The following is a 22,325-nucleotide window of genomic DNA, read 5'->3' on the forward strand; positions in this document are numbered from 1 at the left end:
GCCGAGGGCAAGAGCGCGGCCGAAGCTCGACGGTGCCTGAAACGCCACCTCGCTGCCGTCGTGTACCGAGCCATGATCCGCGACCTGCAAGCCCAAAAGCCACCGCTGCCAAAGGCAAACTCCGACGCCGCTTGACGAGAGCGGCGCCCGAACCGCGAGGCCGTGATCCGGCTCGTCGGGGCGGTCCTGGCCGAGCAGCACGACGAGTGGGCCGAGCAGCGCCGCTACCTCGGCCTCGAAGCGTTGAAGAACGCCCGCACGGTCCTGACCGACCGCGAGTCCGACACGCCCACCGAGGAGGTGAACACCGACCTCATCGCCGGAGCGATCAGCGCCTAACCAAACGACCTCAAAGCATCAACGTCGAACACCACGGATCCGGACTTGACCCCGGGCGCCGTTGCTAGCCTGAAACGTAGGGAGATCTGGACTCGGTCGTGATGGGTCGGCCCAACTGTAGGGTCCTGTGCGGCTAGTCTCGCTGCCTGTTGAGCATCGCTCAGGTCAGTCCACGTGCATGCGACTGTTGGTGTCGAACACGGTCAGTTCGTCGGCGGTGGCCACGTGCCTCACGACGAAGGCGCGCTGGCCAACTCGCCAAAGCCCTTCACCGCGCTGCAGATCAGGCAGCTGAGCGCGTTCGGCGCCGGACAAGCCTAGTTCGAGTGCGGCCCGGGGCGCCTCGCTGACTTCCTGCTGGTAGACGATCTTGGTCGAGCAGTCACCGAGCAGCCCTCGTGCCAAGGCACGGGCTTCGGAGCTTGCGTCTCCGACGGCGTCGAGGTCAGAGATCCGGTGGACGATGAGCAGGTTCGCGATCCCAAGCCCGCGGGAGAGTTTCCACTGGGACTGCATACGAGCCAGAAGGGCCGGCTGACGCATGAGTCGCCATGCCTCGTCGTAGATGACCCACCGCTGTCCGCCGTCGGGGGATGCCAACGCCGCTTCCATCCACGCTGAGGCGCAGGTCATGACCATGGCGATGAGTTGATCCGAGCCCTGGATCTGCGAGAGGTCCAGCGACACCATAGGCAGGGATGGGTCGAAGTTGATGGTGGACGGGCCGTCGAAGAGGCCGCTGAGGTCGCCGGATACGAGGCGACGTACAGCGTGCGCGAGGTCGCGCCCGTCGCGGGCTAGCTCGGCTGGAGTAGCGCCGGGCAGGCCGTCACTGGGCTCCAGGAGGAGATCGACGACGAGGGGAAGCGTGGGCTCCGATGCCGCGCGCGCCGCGCCAGCCAGAGCGACGTCGAGCGCGGTGTGCTCGACGGAAGCGAGCGGACGTCCGAGGGATGACTGCGCCAGGGAGCCGACGAGCGCGCGGCGGCGGTTGGTGACCACGGCAGCCCACTGACCGTCCGTCAGCGTTTCGTCGCGAGGGCCTGGATCCAAAGGGTTGAGCCGGTTGGTGGATCCGCCGCCGAGCTCGATCGCCACGCCACCGACCGCCCGGGCGACGACGGACCATTCGCCTTTGGGGTCGCCTGGCACGTAGACGCGGCGGCCGAAGGCGATCGACCTGGTGGCCAGTGATTTGGCGAGGCAGGACTTGCCCTTCCCCACGACCCCTGCGAGCAGGCAGTTGGGGTTGGTGATAACTCCTTGGCGGTAGAGCACCCATGGGTCGAAGCAGAAACCGCCGCCGGACCAGGCGTCCTGCCCGACATAGACGCCTTCGCTGCCAAGGCCACCCTCTGCAAGGAAGGGGTAGGCACCGGCGACCACGTCGGAGGTCGCACGATGCCCAGGAAGACTGAGCCGACGATAGGACCGGCCAGCCTCAGGACCGCCTTCACCGTCGGCAGGGAGGAAGGAGGTCGCGTCGCCGTCGGCTACCGAGCTGCCCGCAGCCTTCCTACCCGAACGCGCGTGCGTGGACTTCTCGGACCGGCGGCCTCGACGCTGCTTCGTGCCCTGCGGGGAGTAGAAGCCACCCGCCGCCCCCGAGCTCTTCATCGGCTCACCTTCCGCGCGAGCGGGAGGGAGGCAGAGACGAAGGCGCGGGCCTGCTGTCCGTAGAGCCGCCGTGACTCGCACCCGCACTGGATCGCGGCCCGCGAGATCTCCGCCACCGACGCCTCTAACTCGTCTAAGGACGGCGCGGTGACGGAGATGAGGCCGGTGAGCTTCACGTCCGCGTGGCCGCTGATGAGTGCGCGTTCGCGCTCGATGACGTCGTCGCGCTCGGCGCCATCCGACAGGTCGGCGATCGCGCCGATCTTGGCCTTCTGCGCCGCCTCGGTGGCGTACTCCACCTTGGCCTTGCGGATGTCGCGCATCGCGACGTCGGCCGGGATCGGCTGGATCGTCAACGAGAGCGTCTTGCGGATGCCGGCCTGGAAGACGAGGGAGTGCAGGAAGTAGGGAGGCGCCCCCACCCGAGGCCACTCGTTGATCCACAGCACTGCGGAATATGCCGTGTCGTGGCGGACGTGACCCCACTCCTCATCCATGGCCACAGGTCCGGCGCTGGCAAGCGTGCGAAGTTCGCGATCGGTGGACGCGTGACCGGGCTCGAAGGCCTCACGAACGGTGGCGGCGAGCTCGGACTCGTTGAACCAGGTGGCCAGCGACAGGTCGGCCGCCCGCAGCCCCGACTCGAACGACGTCATTTCCTGTCGCAGGAATGCAGCCGCCCCTCGCAACCCGCGGCCCGCCTGCTTGATGTGAGCGCGGGCACTTCGCAGGTCGAGGGACAGCGCGATGAGGGTRCGGTGTGTCGACGCTGCGGGCGCTGCGGTCTTCATCAGGGATTCGTACTGCTCAACGGCCCACTGGCCCGGCTGCTTCACGCCGTTGAGTTCCCACCATCCGGTGATGCCACGTCCCGCATCCGGCAGGGAGACCTCGAGGACCTGGAGGCGGCACCCGGTCCCCGAGGCCGCGAGGCTCGCCAGGGCACGTCCCCATCCGTGGACCCGCCGGGCTTGCTCGTCACTCGACAGGAGTACGTATGCCGGGTGCTTGACGAGTGCGACCGCAGTGAGTGTGTGCGCGTGCGGGTCGTGAAGCATCGCAGCCCCGGATTCCTCGTCGACGAAGAAGCGCAGAGCTGCGGCATCGCCGGGCAAGGCGAGCGTGCCCCCGGGGCGCGGGATCGAGGGTCGGACGCGGAACTTGGTCTGTCCGTTGATCTTCCGTGTCGCGAAATGGCCTGCGGTCGGCAGGGACTCGACCGCAGGCCGGCCGTGCCACCGCACGAAGGCAAGCGCGATCAACCCACCCCACAAGGGGGCGGTGAGCCCCGCACCCGTGGCGCTGCCCAGGAAGATGGCCGGTACGAACAACAGGACCGCGACGCAGAGGCAGAGGATCCGTGAGGCGGAGAGCCCGAGCAGAAGCCCGCGCCGGGGGAGTCGCCCGAACCGGACCGTCATGGGGGTCGTGGCATCAGTCATGGTCAGCTCCTCGAAGTGTGGGTGAGCGGCTGCCTCATCGGTGTCTCCTGGACGGCCGAGCTCGCGCCGGAGGTCGGAGACTCGGACACTCCAGGCGGGTTGGTCGCGACGTCGCCGGCCTTCATGACGGCGGCCTTGGCGCCAAGGGCAACGCCCGCAACGGCGGCAGCTGGGGCAGCCAGCGAAGCGGCGGCTGCGGCGCCTCCTCCGCTGGCTGCTCCAGCCGGTCCAGCGGCACCCGACGAAGCACCCGATCCGGCACCAAGCGACGATGGCCCGCTGGGCCCGCTGGAACCGCCCGGCCCACCCGGGCCGTTGGAGCCCGCCGGACCGGGGCGGGGTGGAGGTGGAGGTGGAGGCATGCTGCTGCTCCCGCTCCCATGGCGCCGCCCCGAGGATCCGATGGAGGCGAGTGCTCGGCCCTGTGCCTGAAGCGCGCTCACCTTCTGAGGCGCGCTCACCAGCGCTTGGGCGCCGACCGAGGCCTGTCGGGCTGTTGCGTGCGCTGAGTGGAGAGTGTCGCCGGCGAAGTGGAACATCCGGATGGCGGCCCACGGTGCCAGTCCACCCAGAAGCAGGATCAGAGACCCTCCGGCGAGCTGAGTGACTGCTTGGCCCGCGCCTGACCCGGAGTGGCCGGCACCGTTAAGGACGGCGACTCCGATGCTGAGGATGATGACGAGGAGCAGCTTCGAGACGATCATGGCCGCGACGAACTCGATCCATCGACGCACCCAGGCTCGCGTGACGTCGGCGGTGGCGCCGGCGAAAGCCAACGGCGCGAGCACGGCCGCCACGATGAGCATCAGCTTGCGGATCATCATGGCGGCCCACACCACGACTGCAGCGACGATGATGACGACCGCCAGCAGGATGACGACGGCAGGGTTCTGCATCTGGGCGAGGCCGACGAACGACAGCTTGCTGCCCAGCGCTCCGATCTGTGTGCCCATGGTGACTTGCACGACGCCGTCGCTCAGGGCGTCGACTGCACCCAGCAGGACACGCGTCGTGGCGAGGGCCAGCGCCGACCCCACGAAGCTGATGAGCAGTCCGGAGAAGGCTCGACCCAGGGCTGGTGCATGCCCGCGAAGGGCGGCCGAGGTCACCTGGATCACGAAGAGGCCCACGCAGAGAGTGGCGGCTATCGCGCCGGTGATCGTCATCTCGCGGAGCAGCGCCGGCGACTGCAAGTCCAGAGTGGTGGCCTCGCTGATCTGCTGCCAGAGCCAGGTGATGGCGTTCTGCGCAGCGAGCCCGAAGTAGCCGGCGATGTTGCTGAAGGCGCCAGTGACGACATTGGAGGCTGCTCCGGCGGTGCCGGAGGCTGCCGTGAAGACGAGGCACATCGGGTTGGTGGCCATGATCCCGTCGCAGCTCATGACGCACCCGCCGCCAGGGACGAGTAGGTCACGGCTGTCACGAAGCCCCACGACGCTCGGGTGGGCGGGCCCTGCAGGTTGAGCGTCATAGCGACCGACGAGGTTGAGCTGACCCGACGCCCGCCTTTGATGTAGTGGAGGTTCACGGTGGCGGACACCTGGCGTCCGGTAATGCCCGGGTCGCTGATCCGGCCGCTCGAGACGGCGGTGCTCCACGCCATCGGCTCCTCCACACCGTCGATCTGCACGGTGGTGAACGCGTCCTGAAGCCCCAGCCCTGTCCAGACGTGCTCTGAGGGGACCGCAGAGGCCTGGCCGACGGCATCGGTCACGGAATGGACCGCGAGCTGTCCGCGCAGCTCCTTGGGCACGAGTCCGACGACAAGAGGCTCAGAGGTCTGTGCCGACTCCGACTGCACCCAGGCAAGGTGCTCTGCTCGAGGTGTGCGGTAGTCCTGCGTCAACAGCCGGCGGACGAACTCGGCGGCGTAGAGGTCGGGCTGCTGAGAGGCCTCGCCCGCGATACGCAGCCCGAGCGGTCCGGGGGCGACAGGTACAGCGCCGCGAAGGCGGTCGAGCTCCGATGCCAACGGATCCCTGTCGGCATTTGGCGATCCACGGTCCGAGAGGGTCGGCGTCGCCGAGGTCTGAGCCTTCGGAGACGCGGCTGTCTCCGGTGGGGATGAGCGCGAGTCATCCGCACGTGAAAGCGCGACGACGATACCGGCAGCGACAAGAAGCAACGCCACGCTCGCGGCGATCAGAAAGGGGCGGAAAGCTCTACAGTTCATGTCACTGGACCGCGGAGCCTGCGGCGCTGAAGAACGTCACGAGGGTGTTGGCCGCGCCGATCAGCATCGCGGCCCCGACCGACACCAGCACGCCGGTCTTGCCGCGACCAGCGACGTGCGGGTTGGACGAGTGCGAGCCGACGGCCCATGCGATCGCCGAGATGGCGATGCCAGCGACCGAGGCGATCAGGCCGAAGGTCAGCAGGGCGCCGACGATCTTCTCGATGGCCGCGATGCCGGGGAGGCCGTTCTGGTTGGGCGGGACGTCGACGGAGGGGATCATCCAGGTCTTCATCGTGGTGCCTTTCGCAGCTCGCGCGGACCAGCTCCGCGCATGACTGCGATAGAGAACGGTCCGGGGCACCATCCGTCGAGGTGCACGCGCCACCCCGGAAGTCGTGACCGCTACGAGATGTGACGGAGACCCGAAACGCCCTCTGAGACAAAGGACTCGTAGGAGACGACGCGCACGACGTCGCCGGTCCGGGGAGCGTTGACGACGAGTCCGTGGCCGATGTACATGCCGACGTGGCCGGGTGACGCGAGTGTCCCTGCGGACCCCGGGATCATCACGAGGTCGCCGGGCTGGAGTCCGCTCTCGGTCGTCGCGGCGCCGTCACGCAGCTGCTGGCTGACCACTCGTCCGATGGAGACTCCGGCTCGACGCCACGCCTGTTGGGTCAGTCCCGAGCAGTCGAACGCCCCGGGCCCGTTGCCGCCCCACAGGTAGGGCTTGCCCAGCTGGGCCAGTGCGAACGTCACCGCGGCGCGGGCGCTGAGGGTCGCCGTGGACGCGATCGCGAACCCGGCCGGGAGTCCGTGGGTGCCGGCTCCGCCGGGAGTTAGAGCGCCGGCGGGTGCACCTCCGCAGTCCAAGGTCGCGGTGTCGCCTGCGATGGCAGCCAGGATCGAGGACGCCCTCCTCGTCTGCCGCTGGTAGTTCCCTCCCACGACGGCCGACCCGCCGTTGGCACCGCTGGGTCGCCCGGTGAACGCCGACCTTTGAACCATCTGGGCGGCATACCAAGGCGTCATCGACTGCCAGCCGTCGAGCTGGAGCAGGGCGTCGACGAAGAGGTGCGTCGACTCCGTGGCGTCCATCCGCTTGGCGGCGCTGCCCCAGCCGGGACGCTGCTGGAAGAGCCCCAATGAGTCGTGGTCGTAGCCCACGCCCTGACTGGGGATGCCAGCCCCCGCAGGGTCGTTCGGGTTCGAAAGGATCCGCAGGTCGGACTCTGCCAGCGCCACCATCAGCGCGATGTAGGCGCCGGCCCGACCGGCTCGCTGTTGCGCAGCGGCGACGATGGTTCGGGCGTTCTGCGCCTGGGCGGGGGAGAGCCCGGACACGGCTCCGCTGGAGACGCATACGGGAGGGCGGGTCGGCAGCGCGCCACTCTGAGTGGCGGCGACCGTGACGACGCCCAAGCCCCCGAGCACTACGGCACCACCGGCGGCCACGACGGCTGCTGCACGGGGGAGCGACATGGTGCGCGAACCGCGTCGAGGGGGCACCACCTGCAGGCCGTCCGCGCATGGTGCCCCACGAACGCTGGTTGTCCTCACCGAGGAGGTATGCCGCATGGTGCGACTCAGATCGAAGCCGCGTCAGCCTGTGGTGCTGAAGGCCGATGCCACCGACGCGCGTCTGCTCGCGATCGAGCTCGCCGGCGTTGTGCCCCAGTCGCAGGTTGTCGACGTCATGGGACTGGGTCTCGTTCTGGAGCCGGGGGAGCGCCCCTGGCGACGGGTGGTTCTCGAAGTGCGTCACGCTGACGGGCGTAGCTGGCGTGGACAGGAGCGCGGCATCGGTGTCCTGACGGATCGGCGCATCTTGGTGAATCTCGTTTCAGGACCAACAGTTTCGTACTGGTGGGGTTCGCTCGTCGGCTTCTTCCCGAACGTCGAGGGCGGCTACGCAGTCCTCGACTACGGCGACGGCATTCAGCGGTTGGTGTCGAGCCCGGCAATGGCGACCATCGCAGTCGCTGGCGTGGCCGCCATCTACGGCGTGGTCGGACTCGCCGAACACCCTGCACTCGCGAGCTTGCGAGTGGCGTCGTGACCGCGCAGGGTCTGCGCCTGGCGACGGGCGTACTGCCGTTGCCCGGGAGTGAGGTCCTGGGAGAGTGCATACAGCCGCAGCAGCCCCGGCCAGCCGGACGGGGAGCCGGCCAGGAGGCGGTGCACAGCGCGGCGCTGGGCGGCCGAGAAGCCGAGCTGCTCGAGCATGCGCTTGGTGCAGGCGCGGGAGTTGCCGCCGGCGCGCTTAGTCGTGATGGTCGTGAGAGGGTCCGTGGCGCCTCGTCGTCGGGCCTCTTCGATGCGGGAGATGAAGAGGTCGAAGACCGGCGTGAGGTTGATGCCGGCGAGCTCCTCCGCGGTGAGGTGCAGCTGCTCGGCCGTCCACTCGGTGAAGGTCTTGGTCATGTCGCTCACGCCACCTCAGACATCTCGAGGTCGGCGAACACGACCGGCTCGCCAGGGCTCACATGGGTCATCCCGTGAAGGGCGTCGGCCTGGGCGGCGCGCGCGGAGCCGAGCGCGCCCTTCGTGGCGACGCCGCGCAGCATGATGAAGAGCTGTTGCGGCTCCATCGACCTGGCCATCCGCTCGTGGGAGCCGAGCCATTCCATGGCGGCGAGGAGCTCATCCGTGGCGTGCTCGGGTGTCACCGGCACCGGCGAGCTGGACCCCATCGGGATGACGAGGCACAGTCCCTTGGTGCAGATCGAGTCGCGGACCGTGACCCACAGGTCGTCCCTCTCGGGGCAGGGCTCCCCAAGTGGCCGGCAGCGCGCCAAGGCGTCCGCGATCTCTCTTGCTTTGGCTTCCTGACCGGTCATCCCCTGCTCCTCCGAGAGATCGGCGGGGCCATCACGGTCCCCCGCCTAATGTCAGTTGTCCCGCTTTCTGGCGCGCGGCGTCGCCGGGGACGGCCGTACCTGTGGACAACCCACGGACCTAATGCCGTTGTCCACAGCCCAGGCGTGCACGTGTTGCGAACGAATCGAGAACGCGGACAATCTGGCAGTCCGCAGTCGAGTGGGACTCTCTGGTGCCGCGATGCCGTCCTCGAGGCGAGGGCGGTCGCGCTCGGTCCGCTGTGCGGTTCGGCTTCGAGAGTGCTGGTCACAGGACTCACTCGATCAGCCAGCGCAGGGACGTCGACACCATGCCGATGGGACGTATCGGGACGTCCTCGGCGTGATCAAGACGTCCGCAATCGTCCCTGGGGGAGTCATGTCCAATGAGCGACTGAGATCTGCGATCGCGAGTGCCGGCCTCACGACGCAGACGTTCAGCGAACTCGTCGAAGTGGATCCCAAGACGGTCGAGCGATGGATCGCAGCAGACCGCCTGCCGCACCGTGCCCATCGGATACGCGCGTCCGAGGTCCTGCGCAAGAGTGATGGGTTCCTTTGGCCGGCAACATATTCCGATCGGGCAAGCGCATCCGCGACACAAGCCGAGCTCGTGCGCGTCTACCCGAGCAGGTCCGCCATTGAGCCCTCGACCTGGCTTGAGCTCGTCGACCACGCCAAGGAGCGCATCGACGTTCTCGCGTATGCCGCCAGCTTCCTGCACGACAGCATCCCCGAGTTCCTGAACAGGCTGGCCGGAAGATCGCGGCAGGGGGTCCAGGTGAGGCTGCTCTTCGGCGACCCCGCCGGCCGAGCAGTTGCCCTGCGGGGACAGGAGGAGGGCATCGGCGAGCTGATGGCCGCGCGCTGCAAGCTCACGTGGGTCTACGTCGCACCACTGTTAGCCGCCAACGCGATCCAGGCTCGACGGCACGACACGACGCTCTACGCCTCCCTCTTCCGGTTCGACGACACGCTGCTGGTCAATGGGCACACGTACGGAACGTGCGCCTCGCAGTCTCCGGTGCTGCACCTGTGCCGGCTCCCGGGCGGGCGGTTGTTCACGCATCACGTCGAGTCGTTCGACCGAGTCTGGGCGTCCGCCCCAGATGGCGACTTCCTCGAGCGCGGATAGGCTCATCCGGCATGGGACGCATTGACTACATCGATGACCCCGAGGCACCTGCGATCAACAGTGTCGTCCCGTCCGTCGTGGCGATCGTGCAGGCGGAGGACGGCCGGGTGCTCATGATCCACAAGACCGACAACGACAAGTGGGCCTTGCCTGGCGGCGGGCACGAGCCCGGAGAAGCCATCGCCGACACCGTCAAGCGCGAGGTCCGGGAGGAGACCGGCTACGACGTCGAGGTCGAAGCGATCACCGGCATCTACACCAACCCCGGGCACGTGATGGCCTACGACGACGGTGAGGTCCGGCAACAGTTCTCAATCGCCTTCAAGGCCAGGCTCGTTGGAGGCCACAGTCGCACCAGCAGCGAGAGCAGCGAGGTCGAGTGGCTGACGAACGCCGAGATCGAATCGCTCCCGATCCACCCCTCCATGCGCCTACGCCTTGAGCATGCTCTCAGCGACAGAGAGCGGCCATTCATCGGGTAGGTTCAGTCGCCCACGCGCCCGTTCGGCGCCAGCGAGAAGCGTCGACGTCGAGGCGGCAACTGCGCGATGTACTGGGTCGTCGGTGGGATACCGTTCGAGCACCTCGCGAAGCCTTGATGAGGGGGTCGTCGGAGATCCATCCGGTCCGATCACGAGATCGAGGAGCAGCAGCGATTCCGCGTCCATCGGGTCAGGCTTTGGCAGTGTTGCCAGTGCTTGACTGAGACCTCGCTGAGTAGCCTCGTATTCGGCGCCGGTGTGGTGCGCGACGAGCGCGACAACGTTGGCCGGGGCCGAGATCTCCTGCAGAAAGACGGCCCCGTCCAGCGGATGGAAGCGCGTACGGACGAGCGCCGGGGCGTAGCCCAAGTCATGGAGCCAAGCCGCCATCGCCACGTCGCGGGACACCTTGCCCGACGCCGCGAGGCTGTCAGCCAACCGACCCACCGCCTGAACGTGTGCCCACCGGGATCCCAGCTCGGCCAGGTGGCGAGCCGCCAGCTCACGTGCGTCATGGATCTGCATCGCCAACATCCTGCCCGATCGCGCTTGTCCATCCCGCGGTCCTCCGAGGATGGCCGAACGCTCAAGAGTCTGCGGACGTGGGTGCACGCGTGCCATGGCGATCAGGATTGACCCTTCGTCTGCTGGTCGGACCAGGGCCGTGGCGGTCACGAGGCGGGTGGCGCTGCCGGGTCCAGCTCCGTGCGCCGGATGTCACGACGCAGCGTTGCCTCGTCGACGCCGAGCAGCAGCGCTGCGCGGGTGGCGCCCGAGATCCGTACGAGGCCTCGCTGAGCCTCGAGCAACTTGGTCTCGGACGCCGCGAGCCGGGCCTGGGCTCCGGCGCAGCCCTTGCCGGCCCTCTCGACCTTGCGCAAGGCGTCGGTCTCTGCCCGCTGAGCCTCGAGCAGGCGCTGCCGAGCTCCGGCGTCTACAGGGTGTCGCATGGGAGGTCCTTCCTCTCGGTTCCTTGTGGTCCCAAGACGAAGGCATGGGGTCACCGGTGGCGTGGCGCGGTCGGCGTCAGCAGGTTCGCGGGCAGCCATTGCTGAACGACAGCGGCGTCGGTCTCGATGACGTAGGTGACGAGCGCCCACCAGCCGTCAGCACGCCGTGACCACTCGACAATCAGCCCGGGGTGAGGTCCGCGCGACGACTCCGGGCCAGTGACCCAACAATGCCGGCGAGCCGGCGGCGCCAGCGGGATGGGGTGGTCATGCCCTCGTCCCGATCCACCAGCCATGCACCAAGTGTCTCGCATAGCCGAACACCTGTTCGACCGGCTCAGTTGGGCGCGGAAGCGTCGGTGACGCCAAGGCCGACGCCCGTACAGGGGAGACGGGCGCCGGCTCGACGAGCATACGGCCGCTGGAGTGGCTGACTCTCGGTCATACACAGGGCGGCCCGGACCCCCACCGACGGATGTCGCTACTTTGCAGGCCCCAAACCTGGAGCCACGATGCCGCGCCCCGCTCGCGCCCTCTTCTGCCGGACCTGGCCTCCTCAGGACCGGTCCTCAAGCTGCCGACTCGCCCGCGCCCTTTCCAATCGATGGCGCGCCTGCGCCCAACGATCCCAGCTCGGCTGCCGACCATTTCTCGCTCTACACGTCTGGCACCAAGGTGGCCGCGGGGCCCGGGGGTGCCCCCGTCGGCGGGGTTCGCGGGGGGTGACGATGTCGATCCGCCGGATGACGCTGGGCTCGGGCTATCGCTACCTCATGTCGTCGGTCGCTCGCGGGGATGCCGCTGGCCGGACGGGATCCCCGCTCTCGTCCTACTACGCCGAGCCGGGCACGCCGCCCGGGCGATTCCTCGGCTCCGGTCTCGCCGGTCTTGACACCGGCCGAGGCATCGAGATCGGTTCGATCGTGAGCGAGGAGCACCTTTGGCGCATGCTCGGCATGCTGCAAGACCCCGCAACCGGGCAGCCGCTGGGCCGAGCTCCGGGGGCCGAGCGAAGGGCATACCTCGACGCTCTGAACCGGCCGAGGAAGGCGCCGAAGACGGTAGCGGGCTTCGACCTCACGTTCAGCGCGCCGAAGTCGGTGTCCGTGGCCTGGGGCCTGGCTGATGAGGCCACGCGGCAGCGCATCTTCGCCGCTCACGTGGCCGCGACGGAGTTCGTCATCGACTACGCCGAGCGGACGGTGTTTGCGACTCGGACGGGTCGCGGGGGAGTGGTATCCGAGGACGTGCGCGGGGTGGTTGCGGCGGCGTTCGACCACTGGGACTCGCGCTCCGGTGATCCGCAGCTCCACACCCACATCGTCGTCCTAAACCGTGCCCAAGCGGTGTCCGATGGCGGTTGGCGGACGCTCGACAGCAAGGCGCTATTCCGCGCGGCAGTGGGCTTGTCGGAGCTGTACAACGGCGCCCTGGCCGACTTGGTGACGGCGGATCTCGGTTACGGCTGGGAGCCCGAGAAGCGTCGGCACTCTCCGGTGGAGAAGTGGGAAGTCGCGGGCGTGAGCGAGGCGCTTCGTGCTGAGTTCTCGCAGCGAACTACAGAGATCGACGCTGCCAAGGATGCACTCGTCACTGACTTCGTCGCCGGGCACGGACGGCAGCCGGCGGCGCGAGAGGTCCTGCAGATGCGTCAGCGGGCGACGTTGGAGACCCGCCCGGACAAGGAGTTGCGGCCCCTCGGACAGCTCATCGCCGGCTGGCGGGGGCGCGCCGAATCGTTCATCGGGGATGAGCCGGCCGCGTGGGTGGCCGGTTTGGCGGGCCGGAACGACCTGCCGTTGTTGCGGGCCGGTGACCTGGCCGAGGAGATGCTCGAGGAGGCGGCCCGGGTCTCGCTCGAGGTGGTCTCGGGCAAGCGCTCGACCTTCACGCGGGCCAACGTCTTCGCGGAGGTGTCGCGTCAGATTCAGGGCGTCCGCTTCGCGTCTCCGAGGGATCGAACGGTTGTCGCCGAGCGGATCACGGCTCACGGGCTCGACCGGGCGGTGGCGCTCACTCCGCCGGAGGTCGGCAACGTCCCGGACGAGCTGCGGCGTCCGGACGGCACGTCTCGCTTCCGCCCGCGCGACTCGGAGCTGTACACGACTCCGGTGCTGCTCGAGGCCGAAGAGCGTCTGCTGGTCGCTGGACGTGCGGTGGACGCTCCAGCGGTCGACGAGGTCTCAGCCGCGGCGATCTGTGCCACGGACCTGCCGAGCCGTGGCCACCCGCTGTCGACCGAACAGGCTTCTGCTGTATGCCGTGTGGCGTCGTCGGGTCGTGCGCTCGATGTGCTTGTGGGTCCGGCCGGAGCGGGAAAGTCGACCGCAATGGCCGGTGTTTGCGCCGTGTGGGAGTCGCGTTTTGGACCGGGCTCGGTGGTGGGCTTGGCGCCCTCGGCTGCGGCCGCCGACGTGCTCGCCGAAGCGGTCGGAGTGCCGACGGAGAACACTGCCAAGTGGTTGACCGAAGCGGCACGGCAACCGGCCCGCCTGGCCGAGCTGGAGGCCCTGAAAGTTTCCCTCGATCGGGCAAGTCCGTCGCTGCGGACGCGGGCCCTGGCGCGTCGAGCACGACAGCTCTCGGCCGAAGTGGACCGGTGGGGACTGCGCTCAAGGCAGCTCGTGATCGTCGACGAGGCGTCCATGGTGGGCACGCACGAGCTCAACTCGCTCACGGCATACGCTCGCTCCGCCGGAGCCAAGGTGCTGCTCGTCGGGGACTGGGCGCAGCTCTCACCCGTGGCCGCGGGCGGCGCCTTCAGATTGGTGGCTACCGACCGCAGTGACCCGCCTGCGCTGCATGACGTGCGACGGTTCCGACACGAGTGGGAACGCGACGCCTCCCTGAAGCTGCGGACTGGCGCGAAGGGGGCCGCGGGAGAGTACGCACGCCGAGGTCGGGTCCGGGGCGGGGACCGAGAAACGATGCTCGACGAGCTGTTCGCCAACTGGACCGACGACGTCGCGGCGGGCCGGCGGTCGCTGATGGTGGCCGCCGACACCGCAACCGTGGCCGACCTGAACCGTCGCGCCCGCGCGCAGCGAGTGGCCGAAGGGGTTGTCAAGGACGAGGGCGTCACGCTGGCGGATGGGACCGTGGTCGGTGTCGGCGACGTCGTCGTGACCCGCCAGAACCAGCGGGATCTCGGCTCGTCGTCGACCTGGGTGAAGAATGGCGACCAGTGGGTCGTCGAAGCCACCGCAGGGGATGGAGCGTTGACGGTCCGACGAGAGAGGGGTGGGGGAGTGGCGGCTCTTCCGGCTGAATACGTCTCTGCTCACGTCGAGCTCGGCTACGCCACGACTGCGCATCGCGCCCAAGGCCGGACGGTCGACACCACGCATGCGTTCGTCACGTCGACGACGATGCGTGAGCCGCTGTACGTCATGGCCACTCGTGGACGCGAAAGCAACATCCTCTACGTGGACACGATGTACGACCCGGATGCAGGTACCTCTCACCAAGACCCCGACGTGCTCGATCCGGTGGTCGTTCTCGACCGAGTCCTCGAACACTCTGGTGCCGATCTGAGCGCCACCGAAGTGCACGCGAAGGAGGCGGCCGCCACCTCCAGCCCTTCACGATTGGCTGCAGAAGGTGCAGCAGTCATGGCCGTCTACCGTGCTCGCCGCGATCCGCAGATTCACGAAGTTCGTTCACCCGACCGCGAGTTGTGACGGCCGGTTCCTCCTGAATGGTGCTGGTCCGCAAAGGGATACGTCTTGGGGACGACTCTGGTCCTAGCGTCCCTGCCAGGTCGGTTTTGCCTGATCCGGGCGACCCGCGACGTCTTCAGGAGGCAACTTTGCGAAGCAGATCTGCGGACCAGAGCTCCTCGACCTTGAACGCCCTCCAGATGGCGAGGGCAAAGGCCCACGTCACCGCGAAGATCGCGACGAGGCCGTAGCCGACGTAATCCAGAGGGATGCTGGCGATGCTGGCGACCGGGCCGGTAGTGATAGTGAGTCGTTCTGCCAGTACCCCGGCAAGTTCGATGGTTCCGATCGCTAAGGCGACTGTGACCGAGGTCGAGGTGACGACGAGGTTGTAGAACACCTTGCGGACCGGTTTGGCAAAGGCCCATCCGTAGGCGACGTTCATGAAGACACCGTCAAGGGTGTCCATGAGGCACATGGCAGCCGCGAACAGGACTGGGAGGACGAGGATGGCGTAGAACGGCAGATCGAACACAGCGGCGCCGCCGGCGAGTACGAGCAACGCGACCTCGGACGCGGTGTCGAAGCCGAGCCCAAAGAGCACGCCCACGGGGTAGATGTGCCAAGGCTTGCGGACAATCTGGAGAAGACGCCCGAGGATGCGATTCATGAAGCCGCGGGTGTTGAGGCGTCGCTCGAGTTCCACCTCGTCGTACTCACCGTGTCTCATGCGTCGGAAGATGTTGAGAAGCCCGGCGAGACCGGCGAGGTTGAGCAGGCCCAGCATCCAAAGGATCAGTCCTGAAATGGAGGGTCCGATGAGGCTCGTGACGGTGCGCAGGGTCGAGTCGTCGGCCGCGACGGAGCCTGCGAGGGCCTTGACGCCGAGCATGAGCAGGAAGGCCAGGGCGAAGACGATGGTTGAGTGTCCGAGGGAGAACCAGAACCCGACGGACAGCGGGGCGCGCTGGGCCTGAATGTCGACTAAGGCGCCTGGGCGTTGGGCGTCTGCGAGGAGCTTGCGGATCGTGTTGTCCACGGCGGCGATGTGGTCGGCGTCGAAGGCGTGTCGCAGGCCGAAGGTGTAGGCCAGAACCCCGACACCGACGGTGAAGGTCGGGTGTTCGCCGCCCAGGCGGAAGTGTTGGGGCACGACGACACCTAGAAGCAGCCCGAAGCCGACCAAGTGCAGGAAGACGACTGTGCTGGCCATTGCCCACAACGACCGTTTGTCGCCTGCGGACAGGACAAGCCCGGGGCGTCGATGCCCGCAGAGGCTGTGGCTGGTCATGGTGTGGCCTTTCGGGTCGATCGAGCCCCGTGCACGGATTGCTGTGGCGGTGCCTTGGGGCGCCGGCGCGCGAGGCGAAGGCCGAGCTGGGGAAAGACGATGACGGAGACGAGCCCCGCGGCGACCAGCGCAACGTAGTTGTCAGGCAAGATCAGGCCGAGCTGCACGCCGATCAAGCCGCCGACGATGGGGATGCTGAGGGTGGTCGCCTGTAGCAGACCGGCGGCGATGGCCTCTCGGGTTGAGTCGAGCACGTTCCGGTAGACCAGCGCGGGCAGCGCGCGCGAGAGCAGGATCGCCGCAAGAAAGACTGGGATCCTCGCTGAGGTCGACGGCTGCTCGACCAAGCTACGCACGTCCAGGCTCATGCCCGTGGACACGAAGAAGAATGGGATCAGCGCCCCGAATCCGACTGCTTGCAGCTTGGGCCGGAACTGCTGGTGGCTCTCGAGCTCGTCGCGGTCCAGGAACGAGACGGTCGCGCCGGCGAGGAACGCCCCGAGGATCGCCTCGAGCCCGAACACCGAGGCCACGGCGGCAAAGGCCATCAGAAGCGCGACGGCGGCGCGGACCCGTATCTCGGCGGTCGTGTTCTGCAGGGCAAGAAGGGTGCGTGGTACCCAGGGCCATCGTTCGAGACGCAGCGCGACGATCGCGGCGACGGCGACCAGCCCCGCGAAGGCCCCGAACAGTGTCAGTTGGGACACCACGCCGCCGGCCCCTTCGGAGAACAGCAACGAGAGAAGCACGACAGGGACGACCTCGGCCAAGGATGCCCCGGCGACAACGAGATGCCCGAGCGGGTCCTGCAGTCGTCCGGCGTCCTTGAGGATGGGGAGGATGATGCCCAAGGCGGTCGCCGAGACGATCACGGCGACAAGGATGGGTGACGTGACCAGGCCGACCGTGCCAAGCGCCTGTCCGACGATCAGCGCGATCGCGAACGAGATGGCGAAGCCGACAGCAGCCAAGCGCAATGAACGACCACGCAGGTTTCTCGGCTCAAGCTCGAGGCCGGCGAGGAAGAGCAGGAATGAGAGCCCGACGAGGGACAGCACGCGGACGGCACCATCGGTGGAGGCCCAACCGAGCACTTGGGGTCCGATGAGGACGCCCAGAAGGATCTGAAGCACGACATCAGGCACCGGTAGCCGGAACAGGCGGACGGCGAGCGGTGAGACCAGCGCGACGAGGGAGACGAGGGCCGCGGAGGTCAACATGGCGACACCTCGACGGCCCTCGTCATGTCCTCACGCTCCGAGGTCGTCGGGGTAGATGGTGTCCCAGTCGCGTCGCTCGACCTCGTGGTCGAAGTCCCCGGGCTGGTCGAAGGCGACGTGAGCGGCCGCCTGTCCGGGGACGGCCCCGTGCCAGCGCCGGGCCCCTGGGGGGCCGCTCACAACGTCGCCCGCGTGGACGATGTGCACACCGGAGTCGTCACCGACCATCCAGATGCCGTCCACGTAAACCAGGTGCTGACCGTCGTGGTGGACGTGTGGCACGGTGCGGGATCCGGCGCCGAAGTGCACGGCCATCGACTTCAGGCGCGGCACGTAGCTCGGCAAGACCAGCACGCGTACGTCGTCGGGACGGTTGAACAGGGTGCGCAGTTGGTCCGGGACCTCGATGGTCTCGCCCGAGCGGGTGGAGTCGAACTCATCCATGATGGGTTCGCCTTCAGGCGGAGGGGACGACGTAGGGGAAGCTGTCCTGCCGCGTCTCGGCGGCGTCGGCCCGGCGGAGTCCGGTCGGGACGGCGGAGTTGGTCACCAGGCCGTAGATGACCTCGGGCGCGTTGTCGGAGAGGGAGCGTCCGTTGAAGCCGGCGAAGCTGAACGCGGCGGAGGTGCCCACGGTGTAGGGCAGGACGTTTGGCAGGAGGCGGCGGGCCACGTGCTGCCCGTACGCCTCCGGGTCCGCGACACCGGTCTGGCTTGCAGCCGCCGTCACCATCGCTTCGACGCGTGGGCCGGCGTTGTCGAGATCTTGAGCGGGGTGGGCCTCGGTGTCGCGGCGGTAGTCCTCGCCGTCGTCATCGCCGCCGAGCGCCAGGAAGAGCGGCCAGATCATGGGGATTCCGTTCCGGTTGATCTGGCGCCAGCCGCCGGCGTCGGTGGCCAAGTGGGTGGTGGCCCAGACGGCGATGTGGCGGTCCGTCCGAAGCTCGGCGTCGGTGGTGGGCACCTCCAGCACTATCGCGTTGACGCGGGTCCCGCTGAAGCTCGACGTTGCGCCGGCTGTCGTCCAGTCGCCGTTGTCGATGGGTTGCTTGTTCTGGAACCCGGCGAGTAGATGCCCCAGGTGGCCCAGGTCCAGGTAGAACGGGTCCGCCGCCTCACCCGCCCAGACCCGCACTCCGGTGCCGTCGATGACCTGCCCGGTCCGGCCTTCGGCGATGGCGGTTTCGGCGTGTTCGCTGACCCGGTTGACCGTGACCTGCTGGGCGCCGTCGGCGTCTGGGTCGCCGAATGTGAAGGTGTAGGTGAGGGACTCGGTGGCTGCACCGTCGAGGTGGACGCGGAACTCGTAGCGGGCCTCCGGGTGGAAGCCGGGGGTACGTGCGTCGCCGGCGAGAGAGGTGTTGGTGATCATGACGAGGGCGGTTCCGGTGGTCCCGTCGAACACGTACGTGTCAGTGACGTTGAGTCGGGAGTCCTTCCGGGACAAGGGCGAGTCGAGGTGATGCGACATCTCGGGTCCTCCTAGGTGGGGTGTGATGCCTGCCCCACGGTGCCGTGCGGGCAGAGGTCCGCGTTTCTGTCACATGACTGCATCCCGCCGCCACATGACTGCATCCCGCTGCCGGGGCATCGCCAACGCGCGAAGTGAGGCAGTCGTGAACCTGGTCCTCCTGTCGCCGGAGCGCAGCCGGCGGACCCAGCCGACGGGTATGGCGACCGGCGCCATAGCGGACGCCGGGCCTGCACGGGCCCCGGTCGTGGACCCCAGCGTGGCCGAGCTGGTCCTCAGTCGTCCGCAGGAGTACCCGAACCTTGAACATCCCATGGACCTTCGCGTCGCTTGCTTCTATCGTTCATTCGACGGTGGTCGCTTGGTACCCCGAGCTCCTCGGAGGTGGTCGATGTTGGGCGCTGCCTGTAGACAGTGTCTTTTCCCATCGAGACGACTTGGCCCGGGCAGTTGAGCCTAGAGGTTGCACTCCCTTCTGCCGGGTTTGTTGGCCGAGAACGTGAAGTTGCCGTTCTCGACGGTGTGCTGGACCAGTTGTGCGCGGGCCGGGGACAGGTCGTCCGGATCGACGGTGAGCCCGGAGTGGGCAAGTCCGCTTTGTTGGACGAGCTGACGACCCACGCTCGATCGCGAAGCGTGGCCGTGTTACGAACGCGCGGCACCGAGGCGGAACAGCATCTGTCATTTGCGGCCCTTCACCGCCTGTTACGTCCGTTGCTGGCCCGGGTCGACGACCTACCCGCAGGTCAGCGAGGGGCGATGCGTGGAGTATTCGGGTTGGATGACGGCGCGCGCGTCCCGGAGCGGTTCGTCGTCGGTCTAGCCGTCCTCGAACTAACCGCCGAAGCGGCCGCGCGCGGCCCGGTGCTCGTCGTGGTGGATGATCGGCAGTGGCTCGACGGCGACAGCCTCGACATCGTCGAGTTCCTGGGGCGACGACTCGACGACCTCGCCATCAGCGTGGTCTTCGCTCAGCGGGGACCGGACGAGCTTCTTCGAGATGAGTCGGTCCGGATGCACGTGTCCGGGTTGGACGACGCCAGCGCCTCGAAGATCGTCCGTGACCGGCTGCCAGCTCTCGCTGAGGCTGAGCTCCAAGGGCTGGTGCAACTCTCTGAGGGCAACCCGCTGGCCCTTCACGAACTGACTCCGGCTGATGTCAAGGCCCATCAGGTCGCACGATCCGAACTGCAGGCGAGCCCCCATCTGACCCGGCGGCTGGAGGAGGCGTTCGGAGCCCGGACGCGCGGCTTGCCCGACGAGGCGCGCTTCAGCTGCCTTATCGCGGCCCTGCAAGACAGCGACCAAGTCGACCTCACGGTCGCGGCAGTGACTGCCGCAGCGAAGCTGAATGGTGGCCTAGCAGGGGCAGACGCCGTAGCCGCCCAGCTCGACCGCGCGCAGTCTGYGGGGGTACTCATTGTGGATGACGACACGGTGAGGTTCAGACACCCCTTGGTCCGAGCGGCCGTCATTACCCAGTCAGGGATATCTCAGCGCCGCCGAGCCCATGAGGCGCTGGCAGCGGCATTGCCGGGTCAGCCTGCCAGACAAGCCTGCCACCGGGCGGCTGCCCTGGTGCAGCCTGACGAGGCCGCGGCCGTCGACTTCGAGGAGCTCGCCGAAGGATGCCTTGCTGAGGGCTCGATCGCTCAAGCACACACTCTCTTCCAGCACGCGGCCCGGCTGTCCGAGGTGCCACGAAACCGTAGGCACCGACTGGTCAGGGTCGCTGAGATCGCGTTCGCCATGGGTCGCTACGTCGAAGTGCGTCAACGCGTCGAAGAGCTTCGCGCCGGCGATCTTCATCCCGCCGACCGCGCCAGACTGGTGATGCTGGAGATGGCTTTCGACGACGGGGTCCCCGAGGGTGCGGACGCCGTGCGGCGCTTCGTCGTCTCCGCAGACGAGGCACTCACCGTTGATCAGGGCGTTCTGGCCGCCGGACTCCTGGTCGTTGCGGCACGCAATACATATTGGGGGGCCACAGCCAGCCGACTCGGGCCGGAGATCAGCACAGTCGCGACTCGCCTTGGCGCCGGCCCCGAGGAACAACTGTTCCAGCTCATCATCAGCGCCTTCCTCACCCCGTTCGAGGCCGGACACCAAGTCATGACCACGATCCGAGGCGTTGACGAGACGACCCTCGACGATGAGGTCGTGGCCCTACTGAGCCAAGCCGGCTTCGTCATCGGCGACTTCAAACGATCAATCGAACTAGCCGGAGCCGCCACGATCGGCCTTCGGCGCGACGGTCGCCTGGGCTTCCTAGCCGCCGCACTCGTCCTCCAGTCATTCTCAGCGCTCTACCTCGGTCGGTGGGACGTCATGCTGACCGCCGCGGCCGAGGCCGAGCGGCTGTCTGCCGAAACACACCAACCGGTTTGGCTCGCCTGCGCCCGGCTGGCCCGCGCCAACCTCGCTGGCCTCCGCGGCACAAGATCTGAGGCCGATGCGATCGCGACAGAAGTCGAGGGGCTCGCCGCCACCACCAGCAACGCGTCACTCATGAACGGCGTGCAACTCAGCCGTGGCCTCTCCGCACTGGGCTCCGACGACCCATCCCAGGCGGTCTCGGAGCTGAGCCGGATGTTCGACCAGCACGACGCCGCGTTCCAGATGCCGCAGTCCGTCTGGGCCATTGACTACTACCTCGAGGCCGCCGCCGCGGCGGGACAACTGGACCACGCCCGTGCCGCCCTTTTGACGATCGAGGAACTCGTTGGGCCCACTCCCGCCCCAGGCGTGCTGCGGGCGGTCTCGCTCGCACGTCTGTTTGCGGCCGACCCGGACACCGTCGATGCACGCTACTCGGAGTGCAGCTCGGTCCCCTCAACCGCGTGGCACCACGCCCGGCGGGACCTCTTTTACGGGTCGTGGCTGCGCCGACACCGGCAAAGCGTTCGGGCCCGGCCCCTGCTGCGTTCGGCAGCGGCCACCTTCGAGGCGCTCGGTGCCCAAGCGTGGGCCAGCCGGGCGCACCGCGAACTGAGCGCGGCCGGACAACGACAGATCATTGCGCGACAACCCGAGGCATGGTCCTTGCTGAGCGCCCAAGAGTTGCAAGTGGCCCGGCTAGCGGCGCAGGGGCTGTCCAACCGGGACATCGCGGCACGGCTGTATCTCTCGCACCGCACCGTCTCCTCTCACCTTTACCGGATCTACCCCAAGCTCGGCATCGCCTCTCGCGGTCAGCTGCACCTCGCACTCGACCTCGACGCCCAGGAAGGCTAGGACTGCGCCAAGATCGTTACGGGTGCTTCCGTAGCGGCGCGAACCGTTCCAGGATGCCGTGAAGTTGGGGGCGTTCCGGGTCTCGGCAACTGGCCGGATTGGGTTTCAAGCCACGGTGATGGATCCGTTCATCAGGTCCAGGATCCCGAGGCTCGGTTCAGGAGCGATGCCCTTTCCCAAACGTCGGAGGTCCCCGTTGATATCCCCGGAAGCGACGGCTAGGCCTCAAGTAGGTGGCCTGGCGCAACCAGAAGTCCTCGTCCCCCCGATGCGGACGGCTCTGCCTCGGGAGAGAGTGTCCGTGTCGACGACGCTTGAAAACGAGGCCATAGCGACGGTCGAAAACGAGGCCACCCAGACAGATTGGTTGGGTGATCTCAGTGGAGGATTGGGCTCTGATCCGGCGGCTGGTCGCGGACGGTGTTCCGCAGCGCCAGGTAGCGAAGGATCT

At 67.8% G+C, this 22,325-nt stretch carries 19 protein-coding genes and 1 pseudogene; 6 read left to right on the forward strand and 14 right to left on the reverse strand.

The features are described 5' to 3' along the window. Positions 1-147: 147 nt before the first annotated feature. Positions 148-339: pseudogene (locus AB4Y83_RS21710) on the forward strand (IS256 family transposase); the annotation flags it as partial. A gap of 165 nt (positions 340-504) precedes the next feature. On the opposite strand, the gene AB4Y83_RS21715 reads toward AB4Y83_RS21710, so the two are convergent. The 6 genes from AB4Y83_RS21715 to AB4Y83_RS21740 all read right to left on the reverse strand — a co-directional run bounded on the left by AB4Y83_RS21715 (position 505) and on the right by AB4Y83_RS21740 (position 7,056). Further along, entirely contained in the window at positions 505-1,956 is a 1,452-nt protein-coding gene (locus AB4Y83_RS21715) for an ATP-binding protein (RefSeq protein WP_442298141.1), read from the reverse strand. Beyond that, the gene (locus AB4Y83_RS21720; RefSeq protein ID WP_442298142.1) at positions 1,953-3,398 is read right to left on the reverse strand and encodes an SCO6880 family protein; all 1,446 of its coding nucleotides are present in this window, start codon (positions 3,396-3,398) and stop codon (positions 1,953-1,955) included. The genes AB4Y83_RS21715 and AB4Y83_RS21720 overlap by 4 nt, the downstream gene beginning before the upstream one ends. A gap of 2 nt (positions 3,399-3,400) precedes the next feature. After that, complete coding sequence (locus AB4Y83_RS21725; protein WP_442298143.1) at positions 3,401-4,762, reverse strand: type IV secretion system protein; 1,362 nt, start codon at positions 4,760-4,762, stop codon at positions 3,401-3,403. A gap of 14 nt (positions 4,763-4,776) precedes the next feature. Further along, entirely contained in the window at positions 4,777-5,571 is a 795-nt protein-coding gene (locus AB4Y83_RS21730) for a hypothetical protein (protein ID WP_442298144.1), read from the reverse strand. A gap of 1 nt (position 5,572) precedes the next feature. Beyond that, on the reverse strand, positions 5,573-5,854 hold the full coding sequence (locus AB4Y83_RS21735; RefSeq protein WP_442298145.1) for a DUF6112 family protein: 282 nt from the start codon (positions 5,852-5,854) through the stop codon (positions 5,573-5,575). 122 nt (positions 5,855-5,976) lie between these two features. Then, the gene (locus AB4Y83_RS21740) at positions 5,977-7,056 is read right to left on the reverse strand and encodes a C40 family peptidase (RefSeq protein WP_442298146.1); all 1,080 of its coding nucleotides are present in this window, start codon (positions 7,054-7,056) and stop codon (positions 5,977-5,979) included. Positions 7,057-7,150: 94 nt separating this feature from the next. Here AB4Y83_RS21740 and AB4Y83_RS21745 point away from each other — a divergent pair, with 94 nt between their 5' ends. Then, a complete protein-coding gene (locus AB4Y83_RS21745) occupies positions 7,151-7,633 on the forward strand; it encodes a hypothetical protein (protein WP_442298147.1) in 483 nt (160 codons plus the stop codon). On the opposite strand, the gene AB4Y83_RS21750 is transcribed toward AB4Y83_RS21745, so the two are convergent. Together AB4Y83_RS21750 and AB4Y83_RS21755 are read right to left on the reverse strand one after the other, a co-directional pair. After that, the gene (locus AB4Y83_RS21750; RefSeq protein WP_442298158.1) at positions 7,573-7,998 is read right to left on the reverse strand and encodes a hypothetical protein; all 426 of its coding nucleotides are present in this window, start codon (positions 7,996-7,998) and stop codon (positions 7,573-7,575) included. The genes AB4Y83_RS21745 and AB4Y83_RS21750 overlap by 61 nt on opposite strands. A 5-nt stretch (positions 7,999-8,003) precedes the next feature. Beyond that, positions 8,004-8,414 carry a hypothetical protein gene (locus AB4Y83_RS21755; protein WP_442298148.1) on the reverse strand — a complete coding sequence of 137 codons (411 nt, stop codon included), beginning with the start codon at positions 8,412-8,414 and terminating at the stop codon, positions 8,004-8,006. A gap of 361 nt (positions 8,415-8,775) precedes the next feature. Here AB4Y83_RS21755 and AB4Y83_RS21760 point away from each other — a divergent pair, with 361 nt between their 5' ends. Next, complete coding sequence (locus AB4Y83_RS21760) at positions 8,776-9,567, forward strand: XRE family transcriptional regulator (RefSeq protein ID WP_442298149.1); 792 nt, start codon at positions 8,776-8,778, stop codon at positions 9,565-9,567. 11 nt (positions 9,568-9,578) lie between these two features. Further along, entirely contained in the window at positions 9,579-10,049 is a 471-nt protein-coding gene (locus tag AB4Y83_RS21765) for an NUDIX hydrolase (RefSeq protein WP_442298150.1), read from the forward strand. Here the strand turns inward: AB4Y83_RS21765 and AB4Y83_RS21770 are convergent. Continuing rightward, positions 9,999-10,574, reverse strand: a complete 576-nt coding sequence (locus AB4Y83_RS21770; protein WP_442298151.1) for an HD domain-containing protein — start codon at positions 10,572-10,574, stop codon at positions 9,999-10,001. The two genes, AB4Y83_RS21765 and AB4Y83_RS21770, sit on opposite strands and share 51 nt — an antisense overlap. Before the next feature lie 146 nt (positions 10,575-10,720). Further along, positions 10,721-10,999 carry a hypothetical protein gene (locus tag AB4Y83_RS21775; protein WP_442298152.1) on the reverse strand — a complete coding sequence of 93 codons (279 nt, stop codon included), beginning with the start codon at positions 10,997-10,999 and terminating at the stop codon, positions 10,721-10,723. Positions 11,000-11,727: 728 nt separating this feature from the next. Here AB4Y83_RS21775 and mobF point away from each other — a divergent pair. After that, a complete protein-coding gene (gene mobF, locus AB4Y83_RS21780; protein WP_442298159.1) occupies positions 11,728-14,679 on the forward strand; it encodes a MobF family relaxase in 2,952 nt (983 codons plus the stop codon). A gap of 115 nt (positions 14,680-14,794) precedes the next feature. Here the strand turns inward: mobF and AB4Y83_RS21785 are convergent, their stop codons facing one another. From AB4Y83_RS21785 to AB4Y83_RS21800, 4 genes are read right to left on the reverse strand one after another with little or no spacing between them, the layout of a single operon-like run. Further along, positions 14,795-15,949 carry a HoxN/HupN/NixA family nickel/cobalt transporter gene (locus AB4Y83_RS21785; RefSeq protein ID WP_442298153.1) on the reverse strand — a complete coding sequence of 385 codons (1,155 nt, stop codon included), beginning with the start codon at positions 15,947-15,949 and terminating at the stop codon, positions 14,795-14,797. Then, positions 15,946-17,169, reverse strand: coding sequence for a cation:proton antiporter (locus AB4Y83_RS21790; protein ID WP_442298154.1), 1,224 nt, complete (start codon positions 17,167-17,169; stop codon positions 15,946-15,948). Before AB4Y83_RS21790 ends, AB4Y83_RS21785 begins: the two co-directional genes overlap by 4 nt. A gap of 30 nt (positions 17,170-17,199) precedes the next feature. Then, positions 17,200-17,613 (reverse strand): hypothetical protein, encoded by a 414-nt coding sequence (locus AB4Y83_RS21795; protein WP_442298155.1) that lies wholly within the window; start codon positions 17,611-17,613, stop codon positions 17,200-17,202. Positions 17,614-17,626: 13 nt separating this feature from the next. Next, a complete protein-coding gene (locus AB4Y83_RS21800) occupies positions 17,627-18,640 on the reverse strand; it encodes a DUF4331 family protein (RefSeq protein WP_442298156.1) in 1,014 nt (337 codons plus the stop codon). Positions 18,641-19,054: 414 nt separating this feature from the next. Between AB4Y83_RS21800 and AB4Y83_RS21805 the strand changes: the two genes are divergently transcribed. Beyond that, positions 19,055-21,874: an ATP-binding protein gene (locus tag AB4Y83_RS21805; RefSeq protein ID WP_442298157.1), complete on the forward strand. Its 2,820-nt coding sequence runs from the start codon at positions 19,055-19,057 to the stop codon at positions 21,872-21,874. The last annotated feature ends 451 nt before the right edge of the window (positions 21,875-22,325 follow it).

It is taken from the genome of Terrabacter sp. RAF57 (assembly GCF_052113925.1).
Lineage (GTDB): Bacteria > Actinomycetota > Actinomycetes > Actinomycetales > Dermatophilaceae > Terrabacter.

Bases quoted from the DNA above. Each gene is read 5' to 3' on its own strand.
- AB4Y83_RS21715 (WP_442298141.1), bottom strand. From the start codon at position 1,956: ATGAAGAGCTCGGGGGCGGCGGGTGGCTTCTACTCCCCGCAGGGCACG.
- AB4Y83_RS21725 (WP_442298143.1), bottom strand. From the start codon at position 4,762: ATGGCCACCAACCCGATGTGCCTCGTCTTCACGGCAGCCTCCGGCACC.
- AB4Y83_RS21730 (WP_442298144.1), bottom strand. From the start codon at position 5,571: ATGAACTGTAGAGCTTTCCGCCCCTTTCTGATCGCCGCGAGCGTGGCG.
- AB4Y83_RS21735 (WP_442298145.1), bottom strand. From the start codon at position 5,854: ATGATCCCCTCCGTCGACGTCCCGCCCAACCAGAACGGCCTCCCCGGC.
- AB4Y83_RS21740 (WP_442298146.1), bottom strand. From the start codon at position 7,056: ATGTCGCTCCCCCGTGCAGCAGCCGTCGTGGCCGCCGGTGGTGCCGTA.
- AB4Y83_RS21745 (WP_442298147.1), top strand. From the start codon at position 7,151: ATGGTGCGACTCAGATCGAAGCCGCGTCAGCCTGTGGTGCTGAAGGCC.
- AB4Y83_RS21750 (WP_442298158.1), bottom strand. From the start codon at position 7,998: ATGACCAAGACCTTCACCGAGTGGACGGCCGAGCAGCTGCACCTCACC.
- AB4Y83_RS21755 (WP_442298148.1), bottom strand. From the start codon at position 8,414: ATGACCGGTCAGGAAGCCAAAGCAAGAGAGATCGCGGACGCCTTGGCG.
- AB4Y83_RS21765 (WP_442298150.1), top strand. From the start codon at position 9,579: ATGGGACGCATTGACTACATCGATGACCCCGAGGCACCTGCGATCAAC.
- AB4Y83_RS21770 (WP_442298151.1), bottom strand. From the start codon at position 10,574: ATGCAGATCCATGACGCACGTGAGCTGGCGGCTCGCCACCTGGCCGAG.
- AB4Y83_RS21775 (WP_442298152.1), bottom strand. From the start codon at position 10,999: ATGCGACACCCTGTAGACGCCGGAGCTCGGCAGCGCCTGCTCGAGGCT.
- mobF (WP_442298159.1), top strand. From the start codon at position 11,728: ATGTCGATCCGCCGGATGACGCTGGGCTCGGGCTATCGCTACCTCATG.
- AB4Y83_RS21785 (WP_442298153.1), bottom strand. From the start codon at position 15,949: ATGACCAGCCACAGCCTCTGCGGGCATCGACGCCCCGGGCTTGTCCTG.
- AB4Y83_RS21790 (WP_442298154.1), bottom strand. From the start codon at position 17,169: ATGTTGACCTCCGCGGCCCTCGTCTCCCTCGTCGCGCTGGTCTCACCG.
- AB4Y83_RS21795 (WP_442298155.1), bottom strand. From the start codon at position 17,613: ATGGATGAGTTCGACTCCACCCGCTCGGGCGAGACCATCGAGGTCCCG.
- AB4Y83_RS21800 (WP_442298156.1), bottom strand. From the start codon at position 18,640: ATGTCGCATCACCTCGACTCGCCCTTGTCCCGGAAGGACTCCCGACTC.